This is a genomic window from Stenotrophomonas sp. WZN-1, assembly GCF_002192255.1.
Lineage (GTDB): Bacteria > Pseudomonadota > Gammaproteobacteria > Xanthomonadales > Xanthomonadaceae > Stenotrophomonas.
In genome coordinates this window covers 1,108,543-1,121,177 of the sequence record NZ_CP021768.1, presented here as the reverse complement: position 1 = coordinate 1,121,177, position 12,635 = coordinate 1,108,543, and the positions used below count along the sequence as shown (strand labels likewise).

14 protein-coding genes are annotated in these 12,635 nt (G+C 68.2%); 9 read left to right on the top strand and 5 right to left on the bottom strand.

The window, feature by feature from the left end:
- Nucleotides 1-4: 4 nt before the first annotated feature.
- Nucleotides 5-1,090 (bottom strand): L,D-transpeptidase, encoded by a 1,086-nt coding sequence (locus CCR98_RS05260; protein WP_087921770.1) that lies wholly within the window; start codon nucleotides 1,088-1,090, stop codon nucleotides 5-7.
- A 351-nt stretch (nucleotides 1,091-1,441) separates the two neighbouring features.
- Nucleotides 1,442-1,768: a helix-hairpin-helix domain-containing protein gene (locus CCR98_RS05255; RefSeq protein WP_014036262.1), complete on the bottom strand. Its 327-nt coding sequence runs from the start codon at nucleotides 1,766-1,768 to the stop codon at nucleotides 1,442-1,444.
- Nucleotides 1,769-1,967: 199 nt separating this feature from the next.
- Between CCR98_RS05255 and CCR98_RS05250 the strand changes: the two genes are divergently transcribed.
- From CCR98_RS05250 to murU, 4 genes are all read left to right on the top strand, one after another.
- Entirely contained in the window at nucleotides 1,968-3,461 is a 1,494-nt protein-coding gene (locus tag CCR98_RS05250; protein WP_010483606.1) for a M20 family metallopeptidase, read from the top strand.
- 69 nt (nucleotides 3,462-3,530) lie between these two features.
- Complete coding sequence (locus CCR98_RS05245) at nucleotides 3,531-3,800, top strand: GlsB/YeaQ/YmgE family stress response membrane protein (RefSeq protein WP_005415577.1); 270 nt, start codon at nucleotides 3,531-3,533, stop codon at nucleotides 3,798-3,800.
- A 63-nt stretch (nucleotides 3,801-3,863) separates the two neighbouring features.
- Nucleotides 3,864-4,889: a phosphotransferase gene (locus CCR98_RS05240; protein ID WP_087921769.1), complete on the top strand. Its 1,026-nt coding sequence runs from the start codon at nucleotides 3,864-3,866 to the stop codon at nucleotides 4,887-4,889.
- Complete coding sequence (murU, locus tag CCR98_RS05235; protein ID WP_087921768.1) at nucleotides 4,886-5,596, top strand: N-acetylmuramate alpha-1-phosphate uridylyltransferase MurU; 711 nt, start codon at nucleotides 4,886-4,888, stop codon at nucleotides 5,594-5,596. The genes CCR98_RS05240 and murU overlap by 4 nt, the downstream gene beginning before the upstream one ends.
- 537 nt (nucleotides 5,597-6,133) lie before the next feature.
- Here murU and hda read toward each other — a convergent pair.
- The 3 genes from hda to CCR98_RS05220 are packed head-to-tail and all read right to left on the bottom strand — an operon-like array spanning nucleotide 6,134 to nucleotide 9,146.
- Nucleotides 6,134-6,841 (bottom strand): DnaA regulatory inactivator Hda, encoded by a 708-nt coding sequence (gene hda / locus CCR98_RS05230; protein ID WP_087921767.1) that lies wholly within the window; start codon nucleotides 6,839-6,841, stop codon nucleotides 6,134-6,136.
- Nucleotides 6,841-8,010: an AI-2E family transporter gene (locus CCR98_RS05225; protein WP_087921766.1), complete on the bottom strand. Its 1,170-nt coding sequence runs from the start codon at nucleotides 8,008-8,010 to the stop codon at nucleotides 6,841-6,843. The genes hda and CCR98_RS05225 overlap by 1 nt, the downstream gene beginning before the upstream one ends.
- A complete protein-coding gene (locus CCR98_RS05220; protein ID WP_087921765.1) occupies nucleotides 8,007-9,146 on the bottom strand; it encodes a DUF2066 domain-containing protein in 1,140 nt (379 codons plus the stop codon). The genes CCR98_RS05225 and CCR98_RS05220 overlap by 4 nt, the downstream gene beginning before the upstream one ends.
- 99 nt (nucleotides 9,147-9,245) lie before the next feature.
- On the opposite strand from CCR98_RS05220, the gene purM reads away from it, so the two are divergent.
- The 5 genes from purM to purN are packed head-to-tail and all read left to right on the top strand — an operon-like array spanning nucleotide 9,246 to nucleotide 12,593.
- On the top strand, nucleotides 9,246-10,304 hold the full coding sequence (gene purM / locus CCR98_RS05215; RefSeq protein ID WP_087921764.1) for a phosphoribosylformylglycinamidine cyclo-ligase: 1,059 nt from the start codon (nucleotides 9,246-9,248) through the stop codon (nucleotides 10,302-10,304).
- Between the two features lie 21 nt (nucleotides 10,305-10,325).
- Complete coding sequence (locus CCR98_RS05210; protein ID WP_087921763.1) at nucleotides 10,326-10,814, top strand: hypothetical protein; 489 nt, start codon at nucleotides 10,326-10,328, stop codon at nucleotides 10,812-10,814.
- A complete protein-coding gene (locus CCR98_RS05205; RefSeq protein WP_087921762.1) occupies nucleotides 10,811-11,233 on the top strand; it encodes a hypothetical protein in 423 nt (140 codons plus the stop codon). Before CCR98_RS05210 ends, CCR98_RS05205 begins: the two co-directional genes overlap by 4 nt.
- A gap of 41 nt (nucleotides 11,234-11,274) precedes the next feature.
- A complete protein-coding gene (locus CCR98_RS05200) occupies nucleotides 11,275-11,937 on the top strand; it encodes a DUF2238 domain-containing protein (RefSeq protein ID WP_087921761.1) in 663 nt (220 codons plus the stop codon).
- Nucleotides 11,934-12,593, top strand: a complete 660-nt coding sequence (gene purN, locus CCR98_RS05195; protein WP_087921760.1) for a phosphoribosylglycinamide formyltransferase — start codon at nucleotides 11,934-11,936, stop codon at nucleotides 12,591-12,593. Before CCR98_RS05200 ends, purN begins: the two co-directional genes overlap by 4 nt.
- Nucleotides 12,594-12,635 lie beyond the last annotated feature (42 nt).

The following is a 12,635-nucleotide window of genomic DNA, read 5'->3' as shown; positions in this document are numbered from 1 at the left end:
GGACTCAGTTGTCCTTGAGGGTGGACCCTGGCGGCTCGGATTCCAAGACCGGCTGCATTCCGGATTCAGCCGGGCTTGGGCGGACCGCCGGCAGCGAGGTGACCAGCAGGGTCGTGCCCGGCACCAGCACCTGGTACAGCTGGCGGGCAAAATCGGCCGGCAGCGCCATCGGCAACGAGGGCGTGGCCAGCAGGTCCGGAGTGGCCTGGGCACGGTCCTGGCCCAGCAGCGGATAGGCCGTCCACTGGTGCAGGCGCTGGCTCACATCCAGCGGGCTGGGCGTATCGCTGTAGCCCTGCCCCATCACGAACAGCGTGGTGCCCTGGAATGCCGGCAGGGCGTCGGCCTTCAGCGGCGACTCGCCGATCATCACGCCATCGCGCAACACATACAGGCGCTGGTCATGCAGGCTGACCAGGATGCCGACCTGCCCGGCCGGGGCCAGGCTGTCGTTCCACCAGGCCTGCGCCGGCGCCCCGCCCTCGGTCTCCGGCAGGGCCTGGCCGCGTGCGTTGACTGGTGCCAGCACCGACGGATAGGCCAGGGTCATCGGCGAGCTCTTGGCGTCGGCCACCACCACCGTGTCGCCGCGCTGGGTTTCACTGAACAGCTTCTGCGCGAAGGCCTGCGGCAGGCGCACGCAGCCATGCGAGGCCGGGTGCCCGGGCAGGCTGCCGCCATGCAGGGCGATGCCGTCCCAGGTCAGCCGCTGCATGTAGGGCATCGGCGCGCTGTTGTAGAGGTTGGACTTGTGGTCCTTGTCCTTCTGCAGGATGGTGAACACACCGGTCGGTGTCTCGTGTCCTGCCTTGCCCGAGCTGATCGTGGTCAGGCCGATGGCAATGCCATTGCGGTAGACGTAGGCGCGCTGCTCATCGAGGCTGACCACCAGCACGATCGGTCCGCTCGGCGAGATTTCCGGATGCCACAGGTACTCGCCCGGCTTCAGGTCGGTCGGCCCGCGTACCTCGGCGGTACTGGCGGCAGCGGCCGTCGGCTTGGCAGCCGCAGCCGGTGCAGCGGCGTGGGCCAGCAGCGGCAGGGCCAGTGCCAGCGCGAGCATCAGGGTCGTGGGGCGGTGCGGAAGCATCCAGCGGTGTCCTTTCCATGCGGAGCGGCCACCGTACACCATTGGCCCGTGGTGGCCGCGGCAAAACCGGGCGCCGGAAATGAAACTGCCCGGCGACACAGCCATGTGTCGTACCGGGCAATCGTTACATCCTTGTCGGCCTGCTGCCGCCCCCTCGCATCCTGCGCTGTGGGGGTAGCGTTGCATCCTGCACGCGGCCGCGTCTGTCCTGTCTGTATCTCAGCCCCTTCCACAGGTCTGTGATGCCACCATCCTGGTGATTGGTGCCGCGTCCTGCGGCGGTCGGTGGTCACGGCCTTCCTGTCCGTGCCCGGTGAACCAGCCTCCTGCCGGTTCCGACGATTCCTGCTGTCAGCGCCTGGGTACGGTCCTCACCGGTACCGATCCGGGTACCGGATCCGCCGGCAACAACCTGTTGCCTACGGTGATCCGCTGTCGATTCCGTTCGACGATCGCTTTCCCTATCCCCTTCACCTGCGTCAGGTCCTCGACGCGATGAAACGGGCCGTGTCTGCGCCGGTGCTCGACGATCGCCTCGGCCTTGGCGGCTCCGACCATCGTCAATCCCTGCTGCAGCGCCTGGGCATCGGCGCGGTTGATGTCGATCGGTTCAGCGGCATGCGCCCCAGCGATCCCCACTACCAGCACCAGTGCCCTCAACACGACAAACCAAGGCACGACGTGTATCTCCCTGTGATTCTGGCCGTCCCGACCGGCAATCCCGTCGGTAGGAACAGTGTCCGTCACCACATGTGCACAGCCTATCGGTTTCCCGGATTTCCGTAAGCCAGCCAAATACCCGACGTGATGTAGGAAAAACCCTACCCTCAGCACAGGCGTAGAATGCGCGGATCAGCCCATGCAACCGGAGTTTCAGATGGACAGCGCCAAGCTCGGCCAATTCGTCAATGACAAGTGGGACAGCGAAATCGTCCCGCAGTTGGTCGACTACATCCGCATTCCCAACAAGTCGCCGATGTTCGACGCCAATTGGGTGCAGAACGGCTACATGGAACAGGCGGTCACCCTGATGGAGAACTGGGCCAAGGCCCAGCAGCTGCCCGGCCTGAAGGTTGAAGTGGTGCGCCTGGAAGGCCGTACCCCGCTGATCTTCCTGGAAATTCCGGCCACCGGCGCCGAAACCGGCGACGACACCATCCTGCTCTACGGCCACTTGGACAAGCAGCCGGAAATGACCGGCTGGGACGACGACCTCGGCCCGTGGACGCCGGTCCTGCGCGGCGACAAGCTGTATGGCCGCGGCGGTGCGGACGACGGCTACGCCATCTTCGGCTCGCTGGCCGCGGTGCTGGCACTGCAGGCCCAGGGCCTGCCGCACGCCCGCTGCGTGGTGCTGATCGAAGCCTGTGAAGAGTCCGGCAGCTATGACCTGCCGGCCTACGTCGACCACCTGGCCGACCGCATCGGCAAGCCGTCGCTGGTGGTCTGCCTGGATTCGGGCTGCGCCAACTACGACCAACTGTGGTGCACCACCTCGCTGCGCGGCCTGACCGGCGGCAACTTCACCGTGAAGGTGCTCAACGAAGGCGTGCACTCCGGCGATGCGTCCGGCGTGGTGCCGTCCAGCTTCCGCCTGCTGCGCCAGCTGCTGTCGCGCATCGAGGACCAGGACACCGGCCGCATCCTGATCGACGGCATGAACGTTGAGATCCCGGCCGAGCGCCAGGAACAGGCCAAGCGTGCCGCCGAAGTGGTCGATACCGAGATCTTCGAGAAGTTCCCGATGGTCGACGGCCTGCGTCCGATGAACGAGGACCTGACCGAGCTGGTGCTCAACCGCACCTGGCGTCCGGCACTGTCGGTCACCGGCGTGGGTGGCATGCCGGCGCTGGAATCTGCCGGCAATGTGCTGCGCCCGCAGACCTCGGTGAAGCTGTCGCTGCGCCTGCCGCCGACCGCCGACGGCAAGACCTGCGGTGAACTGCTGAAGGAAGCGCTGCTGCGCGATCCGCCGAACGGCGCGCAGGTCACCCTGGACCTGGAAAAGGCCTCCACCGGCTGGAACGCCCCGGCGATGGCGCCGTGGCTGACCCAGGCCATCGACGACGCCAGCCAAGCCTTCTTCGGCAAGCCGGCGATGTACATGGGCGAAGGTGGCTCGATCCCGTTCATGGGCATGCTGGGTGAGAAGTTCCCGGGTGCGCAGTTCATGATCACCGGCGTGCTCGGCCCGCACTCCAATGCGCATGGCCCGAACGAGTTCCTGCACATCCCGATGGGCAAGAAGGTCACCGCCTGCGTGTCCAAGGTGATCAGCGAGCACTACGCCGCCAGCCTGCGCGGCGAGACCAGCGGTTCGCCGGTGGCTGCCGACAGCGGCACCCGCCACGGCGACCACGGCTGCTGCTGATCCGGCACCCGTGACGGACGCAGCCTGGCCTTGCTAGGCTGCGTCCACACTCAAGCGGAATCCGCGCGCATGAATGGTCTGTTCGGCAGCAGCAGCTGGCTGTACATCCTGCTGGTCGGCTTCTTTGTCGGCCTGCTCGGGCGTTTCTTCATGCCCGGCAACAACCGCATGGGCTGCCTGCTGACCATCGTGCTGGGCATTCTTGGTGCCCTGCTGGCCGGCTGGTTCGGCCAGTACATGGGCTGGTACGCCCCCGGCGAACCGGCCGGTTTCCTCGGTGCGGTGGTGGGCGCGGTGGCCGTTCTTGCCGTCCTGCGCCTGTTCAGCGGTCGCCGCTGACGCCGCTCCCCCTTCCTTCCTGTTGCCGACGTTGGTGCGCCCAGCGCGCCCGGATATGCCTGCATGACCGAACCCGCCTCTGATCCCCAGCGCAGCGCGCAGCGCCTGCAGTGGGCCCGTACCCAGCTCGACGATGCCGACGCGGTGGTCGAACGCGCCTCGGTCGATGCCGGCATGCGCAGCTATTGGCGCACCACCAGCACGCGCGGCAGCCACATCGTGATGGACGCTCCGCCGGGGCTGGAAGATCCGCGGCCGTGGCTGCGCATGCGCGGCCTGCTGCACGACCACGGCCTGCGCGTGCCCGCGCTGCTCGCCCAGGACCTGGAAGCCGGCTTCCTGCTGCTGGAGGATCTCGGCGGCCCGACCCTGGCGAAGATCCTCGACGAGCGCAACGCCGATGAATGGTTCGGCCGCTCGATCGAACAGCTGCTGCGCCTGCAGGCGATCCCGGTGCCGGCCGACTTCGGCCAGTTCGGCGAAGCGCTGCTGCAGCGCGATGCCGGCCTGTTCGACGAATGGTTCCTGCAGCGCCACCTGAACCTGGAGTTGGACTGTGGCGAGATTGAAGGCCTGCAGCTTGTGCACCGCCGGCTGATGGACAACGCGCTGGGCCAGGCCCAGCTGATGACCCATCGCGACTACATGCCGCGCAACCTGATGCCGGTTGACGACGGCCCTGCAGTGCTGGATTTCCAGGACCTGGTGCGCGGCCCGATCGCCTACGACGCAGTGAGCCTGTTCAAGGACGCGTTCCTGAGCTGGCCGCTGCAGCGCGTGGATGAGTGGCTGGCGCAGTACCACGAGCGCGCACGCAGCGCCGGCCTGCCGGTACCCGACCGCGGCACCTTCCTGCGCGATGCCGACTGGATGGGCATCCAGCGCCACGTGAAGATCCTCGGCCTGTTCTGCCGCCTGCGGTACCGCGACAACAAGGGCCACTACCTGGACGACGCGCCACGCTTCATCACCTACCTGGATGAAGTGCTGCCGCGCTACCGCGAACTGGCGCCGCTGCAGCAGTTGCTGGAAGAGCGCATCAAGCCAGCGCTGGCCGAGCTGGCCGCACCGATGCGCGTGGCCCGATGAAAGCACTGGTCTTTGCCGCCGGCCTGGGCGAGCGCATGCGCCCGCTGACCCTGCACACGCCCAAACCACTGCTGGAAGTGGCCGGCAAGCCCCTGATCGTCTGGCACCTGGAACGCCTCGCGGCGCTGGGCGTGCGCGAGGTAGTGGTCAACACCGCGTGGCTGGCCGAACAGTTCCCGGCGATGCTGGGCGATGGCAGCCAATGGGGCCTGCATCTGCATTTCCTGTACGAAGGGCAGACCCCGCTGGAAACCGGCGGCGGCATCCTCAACGCATTGCCGGTGCTGGGCGACGCTCCGTTCCTGGTGGTGAACGGCGACATCTGGACCGATTTCGATTTCGCCACGCTGCCGCGCGAGCCGCAGGGCCAGGCACACCTGGTGCTGGTCGACAATCCGGCTCAACACCCGGACGGTGACTACCGGCTGGACGCACAGGGCCTGCTGCATCACGACCGCACGGGGCCGTGCCTGACCTATGCCGGCATCGGCGTGTACCGTCCTTCGATCGTGGCCGACTGGCGCACGGTGATCGGCGATGCGCCGGGCAGCGAGCGGCTGCCGCCGAAGTTCTCGGTGGTGCCGCTGCAGAAGCACTTCATGGCGCAGGGATTGATGACCGGGCAGCACCATCACGGGCGCTGGACCGACGTCGGGACGGTGGATCGCCTGCGCGCGCTGGATGCGGAGTTGGCAGCGAACGGCTGAGCCCCTCGTGGCTGGTCGCGCAGAGCACATCGCGTGCTTGGTCGGACGGGTGGGCCATGCAGGGGACGCTGCAAGTCCCCCTCCGGGGCCCGGCCCAGCCGCTGGCGGCTGTGCGTTCAGGCGCTTGCGAAGCAGTGCTTCGCAAGCAAAGCGCCTTCACCCCTGTAAGCTCGATGGCGCCATCCATGGCGCCAACGCCCCTGCATGGCCCACCCGCCCGACCTCTGACAGTTTCAGTGGGCGTCCAGCCACGAAAAAGAAAAAAGAGAAGCAAAAGCGGGTCGCTTCGCTTCGCTTGCTCTGGTGTCGACCAAGGTCGACACCCACCAACAGCCGCGGGAACCTGTCGAAGGCGGGGTGGGTCCGGTTGCGGGGGCATGAGCCGCATGGATGCGGCGACCGAGCTTACATGGACGTACTTGCAGCGGCCCCCGCAACCGGACCCACCCCGCCATCCCACGGATAGCCCGCTTTTGACGTTGACGTTGCTTCGGCCTCGGCGGGTGCAGGGCGCAGCCCTGCAAACAAACCCCACACTCAGTAACGAGGCCGGCCTTCTTCCAGTACCTGGCGCAGGAACGGCACGGTGATCCGCCGCTTCGCCGCCAGCGATTCGCGGTCCAGCCAGTCAAGCAGGGTGATCAACCCACCCAGTTCACGACCGGTGTGCGACAGCAGCCACTCGATGGCCGCCTCGTCGATGGCCAGGCCGCGACGCAGCGCGCGTTCGCGCAGCACCGCTGCGCGCCCTTCCTCATCCAGCGGCTGCAGCAGCACGCGGACGCACTGGCCCAGCCGCGAGCACAGGTCCGGCAGCACCAGGCCCAGTTCACCCGGCGCCTTCTGCGCCGTGTACAGCACGGTCACGCCCGCAGCGCGCGCACGGTTGTGGAAATCGAACAGCGCGACCTCGTCCTCGCGGTTGCCGGCAACCTCGTCCAGGCCGTCAAGCGCCACCAGTTCGCGCGCCTCCAGCCCATCAAGCGCCGCTCGGACACGGCCGGCGGCGCTGGCCAGCGGCACGTAGGTCGGCAGCCGCCCGGCCTGCTCGGCACTGGAGCACATCGCCAGCGCCTGGTGGGTCTTGCCCGTGCCCGCCGCACCTTCCAGGTAGACCCAATCGTGGCTGGCGCCGACCGCGATCGCGCGCAGCTGCGCCAGCGCGCCATCCGGCGCGCCGATGAAGGTCTCCAGGCGCTGGTCCCGCGGGTAATGCAGGGCCAGCGGCAATTGCGGCACACCCATCACTTCAGGTCGGGGCCCTTGTCGTCCGGAACGATGATATGGGGGGCGTCGACCACGCCATCAAGCACGATCGCCGGCTTCTCGCCCACGTACAGCTCGCTCTGACGGTAGCGCTGGTGGGCATAGCGCAGCAGCACGTTGGTCACCGCCGCCACCGGCAGCGCCAGCAGCATGCCGAGGAAGCCGAACAGCTGGCCGCCGGCCATCACCGCGAAGATCACCGCCACCGGGTGCAGGCCGATCTTGTCGCCGACGATGCGCGGGGTCAGCACGTAGCTTTCCAGCAGCTGGCCCACGGTGAACACCACGCCGACCAGCAGCAGCAACTTCAGGTCGAAGCCCTGCGCCTGCACCAGCGCGGCCACGATGGCCATCAGGATGCCGGTGGTCGCGCCCAGGTAAGGGATGAAGCTGATCAGGCCGGCAATCAGGCCGATCAGCAGGCCCAGCTTGAGGCCGACCAGCGACAGGCCGCCGGCATAGATCACGCCCAGCGCCAGCATCACCAGGAACTGGCCGCGGATGAACGCCCCCAGCACTTCGTTGGACTCGCGTGCCAGCGCACTGATGGTGCCGATCTGGTTGCGCGGGATCACCGAGGCCACCCGCTCGACCAGCTTGTCCCAGTCGCGCAGGAAGTAGAACGCCAGGATCGGCAGCAGCAGGATGTTGACCACCCAGGTCACCATCGCAAAGCCCGAGCGCGAGACGTAGCCCATGAACGTGGTGGCGAAGCCGCCGGCCTGCTGCCAATGGCTGCGCACCCATTCGATCAGGCGGTCCGGGTCCAGCCACTGCATCACTTCCAGGCCGGTCTTCTGCTCGAACCAGGGAATGCCGGTCTGCATCAGCCACGCCTGCGCCTGCGGCGCGACCGCGATCAGCGTGGTGATCTGGCGCTCGATCATCGGCACCAGCACCAGCAGCAGTGCCACGATCACCAGCACCATCGCTGCGAATACCAGCACCACGCCGGTCATGCGCGAGCGGCCGGTGGCCTCGATGCGGTCCACCAGCGGGTCACCCAGCCACGCCAGCGCCAGCGCCAGCACGAACGGGGTCAGGATCGGCGCCAGCAGCCACACCACCCAGCCGATCAGGCCGGCGAACAGGATGTACTTCAGGCGGCGCAGGAACTGCGCGATTTCCGCTTCCGGAGTGAGAGTCATCGCAGGCGGTACTCGTTGCTGACCGGGGCGGCCACCGGGGTACCCGTGGCGTCGTCGATGGGCGTGGGCAGGGCCGGCAGCGGCGCGCTTGGCACCAGCACGCCGTTGTCGCCGAGCATGCGGTTGAAGCCGGCCAGGCCGGTGGTCATCTCCACGCTCAGCTCCAGCTGGCCAGCCGAGGCGTGCAGCGGGGTGACATTGCGCACCACCGGCACCTCGCGCAGGCCAGCGGCCAGGCGCAGGTAGTCATCGGCGCTGTTGATGCCGGTCACCACCAGGCGGTAGGTGCCCGCCTGGCCGACGGCCACGCCGGCCTTGGCATAGCGCTTGACCAGCGCATCGGCGGCGCCGTCGGCACCGGCGGCCATCGCGCGCATGGCGTTGGCGTCCTTGCTGGTCCACTTGTTCAGTTCGCGGCCGTTGTCGACGAACACCCAATCCGCCTGCCAGCCACCGTTGGCGCGGTACAGCTTGCCGATCAGCTGCATCGGCGGCGCGTAGCGGGAGGAGGCACGGGCCACGGCGGCACTGTCCTGGCGCCAGATAGCGCCGGCCAGGGCCTGTTCGGCAGCACCGCCACTGGGCAGGCCCAGCTTGTAGCCCCGCTCGATGGCGCGGTTCAGCAGCGGGCGGGCGGCGTTGGCCTGCTGCACGCTGACCAGGCGCGGGCCACTGCCGTCGTCGACGGCCAGCCACAGCACCGGCTTCGGCCGCGGCTGCGGCCACAGCGGCAGGCCCAGTGCCGAGACCAGCGAATCGACGTCATCCTCGCGGAAGCGGGCCACCAGCAGGGTGCGGAAGCTCGGTGCGCCGCTGGCGCCCACGCTCTGGTCCTGCTTGTAGTCGTAGCTGGCCACGTAATCCTTGGCATTGCGCAGTGCCTGCACCACGCCGGGGCGTGACATCACGTTGCGGTCGCCGGACAGCTTGCCCAGCACCACGCTCAGGGCACGGGCCAGGGCACCGTTGCGATCGGCTTCGGCCTGGCTGTTGACGGGCACTTCGGCCTCATAGGCACCGGAGGCGGTGGCGACATCTCCCTCGGTGCGCAGGCCGCTCTGGGCCATCGTGGCCACCGGCAGGCTCAGTGCAAGGAGCAGGGTCAGAATCAGGCTGCGGCGCATCAGGACATCCATTGGCTCGACGAATCCGGGGGAATTGTTGCCCGAATACGGCCTTTGCGCCAATGCGGCCTGTTAAAATCGCTCATTCAACCCCTGCCAGCGCCGACGCCCGTGACCAACACCCCGTCTTCCGCCCCCTCCCCCCTCACCTACCGTGACGCGGGTGTCGACATCGACGCCGGCAACGCGCTGGTCGAGCGGATCAAGCCCTTGGTCAAGCGCAGCTTCCGCCCGGAAGTGATGGGCGGCCTGGGTGGCTTCGGCGCCCTGTTCGACCTGTCCAACAAGTACCGCGAGCCGGTGCTGGTGTCGGGTACCGATGGCGTGGGCACCAAGCTGAAGCTGGCCCACCAGCTGAACCGCCACGATACGATCGGCATCGACCTGGTCGCGATGTGCGTGAACGACGTGCTGGTGCAGGGCGCCGAGCCGCTGTTCTTCCTGGACTACTTCGCTACCGGCAAGCTGGACATCGACACCGCCGCCGCGGTCGTGGGCGGCATCGCCAACGGCTGCACCGAGGCCGGCTGCGCCCTGATCGGCGGCGAAACCGCTGAAATGCCCGACATGTACGCCCCGGGCGAGTACGACCTGGCCGGCTTCACGGTCGCTGCGGTCGAGAAGAGCGAGCTGAAGGACGGCGCCAGCGTGGCCGCCGGCGACGTGCTGATCGGCATCGCCTCGTCCGGCCCGCATTCCAATGGCTACTCGCTGGTGCGCCGCATCTACGACCGTGCCGGCCGCCCGGCCGACCTGGAGCTGGAAGGCGGCGTGAAGCTGGTCGACGCGCTGATGGCGCCGACCCGCCTGTACGTGAAGCCGATCCTGTCGCTGCTGAAGTCGCACGGCGAAGCCATCCACGGCATGGCCCACATCACCGGTGGCGGCCTGACCGAGAACATCATCCGCGTGGTGCCCGACGGCCTCGGCCTGGACATCCAGGCCTCGGCCTGGACCCTGCCGCCGGTGTTCCAGTGGCTGCAGAAGGAAGGCGCCGTGGCCGACAGCGAGATGTGGCGCACCTTCAACTGCGGCATCGGCTTCGTGCTGATCGTCGCAGCGGACCAGGTCACCGCCGTGTCCGAGGCAGTCAAGGCGCAGGGCCTGGATCACTGGACCATCGGCCAGGTGGTCACCGCTGAAGGCGCCGAGCGCGTCCACATCGGCTGAGCCCGGCCCCGAGGAGCCCGCATGGACGCAATGCCCCCCCTGCCCCCCGCCCCCGTGCCACCGCCAACGACGGCGGTACCGGCGTTCAGCAGCCAGGATGCTGACCATCTGCGCATGCTGTCCATCGCGCACTACGTGGTCGGTGGCCTGATCGCGCTCTTCTCGATGATCTTCATCATCCACATCGTGCTGGGCATCACCGCCCTCACCGGCAATCTGCCGCTGAACTCCGGCGACCAGCCCTCGTCGCCGGCCGAACAGCGCCTGTTCGGCTGGATGTTCACCCTCATCGGTTGCGTCGCCGTATTCGGTGGCGTCACCCTGGGCGCGTTCGTCGCCTATGCCGGCCGCTGCCTGGCGCGCCGCCGCCGCTACCTGCTGTGCCTGATCATGGCTGGCCTGGCCTGCCTGTTCACGCCAATCGGCACCGTGCTGGGCGTGTTCAGCCTGATCACGCTGCTGCGCCCGCAGGTCAAGGCCGCGTTCGACACTGCGGGCACGGCGGCATGACGAGCCCGGGCGCACCTCCACCACTGCCGCAGCAGACCCTTGCGCACCTGCAGCTGGCCAGCCACCTGCAGACACTGAAGGTGCTGTTCTACGCGCTGGCGGTTTTCCACTGGGTGGCCGCGTTGGCCTTCCTCGGTTTCATCGGTCTGGTCGCCAGCTCGCGCGGGCTGGACGATGGCGCGGTGCTGGCCACGGTGTACGGCGTCATTTCGCTGCTGGCTGCCGCGCTTGGCTTCGTGCAGCTGCACACCGCGCGCCTGCTGTCGCGTCGCACCGGGCTGGCCTGGTGCCAGCGCGCGGCCTGGCTGGCGGTGCTGGCCGGCCCGCTGGGCATGGCCCTGACCGCCTATGCCTGGGTGTTCCTGTCCAAGCCTGACATGGCCGCACTGTTCGACCGCGGCGACCATCTCAGCGTCTGAGCTTGCCGGCAGACGCCCCGCCCTTCCCTGATCGACTCCCCATGTCCGCGCCTGCCCTCCCGACGACCGCCTCGCCCACCGCCTCCCGTTTCTCGGGCCCCAAGAAGCTGGCCTTCGCCGCCGTGCTGGCGGTGTTCGCGATCAGCTGGGTCCACCCGCTGTGGCCCACCGAGCAGGCCCTGCACAGCACCCTGACCGTGGTCGGGCTGGCTGCCCTGCTGTGGGTCGACCGCCGGGGTGGCTGGCTGGGCAACGGTGCCTTCATCGCGATCTGCGGCTTCATCGCCCTGCACTGCGTGGCTGCGCGCTGGCTCTACTCGAACGTGCCCTACGACGCATGGGCGCAGGCGCTGACCGGCTGGTCGCCAAATGCGGCGTTCGGCTGGCAGCGCAATCATTTCGACCGTCTCATCCACTTCCTGTTCGGCGTCTGCTTTACTCCGGCGCTGCTGCAGCTGGCACGCCATGCCTGGCCGGCGCTGCGACGCGGCCAGGCCTTCACCCTGGCGGTGATGACGGTGATGTGCGCCAGCCTGGTCTACGAGTGGTTCGAGTGGGCCATCGCGCTGGCGCTGTCGCCGGATGCTGCCGAGGCCTACAACGGGCAGCAGGGCGACATGTGGGACGCACACGCCGACATGCTGATGGCCACCGTGGGCAGCCTGCTGACCTGGCCGCTGGTCCGCCGGAGTACCCAGCAATGACCGCGCCAACCCGCATTGCCGTGCTTGCCTCCGGCCGCGGCAGCAACCTGCAGGCCATCCTCGACGCCATTGCCGACGGGCGCCTGCCCGCCGAGGTGGTCGGCGTGTTTTCCGACCGCCCCGCCGCAGAGGCCCTGCAGCGCGTCGCACCGAACCTGCGCTGGGCGCATGCACCGAAGTCCTTCAGCGACCGCGCCAGCTACGAGCAGGCGCTCGGCGATGCGCTGGCCGCAGTACAGCCGGACTGGATCGTCTGCGCCGGCTACATGCGCATCCTCGGCGCGGCCTTCGTACAGCGCTTCAATGGCCGGCTGGTCAACATCCATCCATCGCTGCTGCCGTTGCACAAGGGCCTGGACACCCACGCACGGGCGCTGAAGGCGGGCGACGCCGAGCACGGTGCCAGCGTGCATCTGGTCGTGCCCGAGCTGGATGCGGGCGCCGTGCTGGCGCAGGCGCGCGTACCGGTACAGCCAGGTGATGACGCGAACTGCCTTGCTGCACGCGTGCTGGCGGTGGAGCACCCCTTGCTGATCGCCACCCTGCAGCTGTTGTGCAGCGGCCGCCTGGCTGAACGGGAGGGCCAGCCGCAACTGGACGGTCACCCCCTGTTTAGCCCGTTGGCCCTAGATTCCGCCGGGAACCTGAACCGGTAGTCCCCATGCACACGCCCCGCTGACTGCGGGGCTGGCATCCTG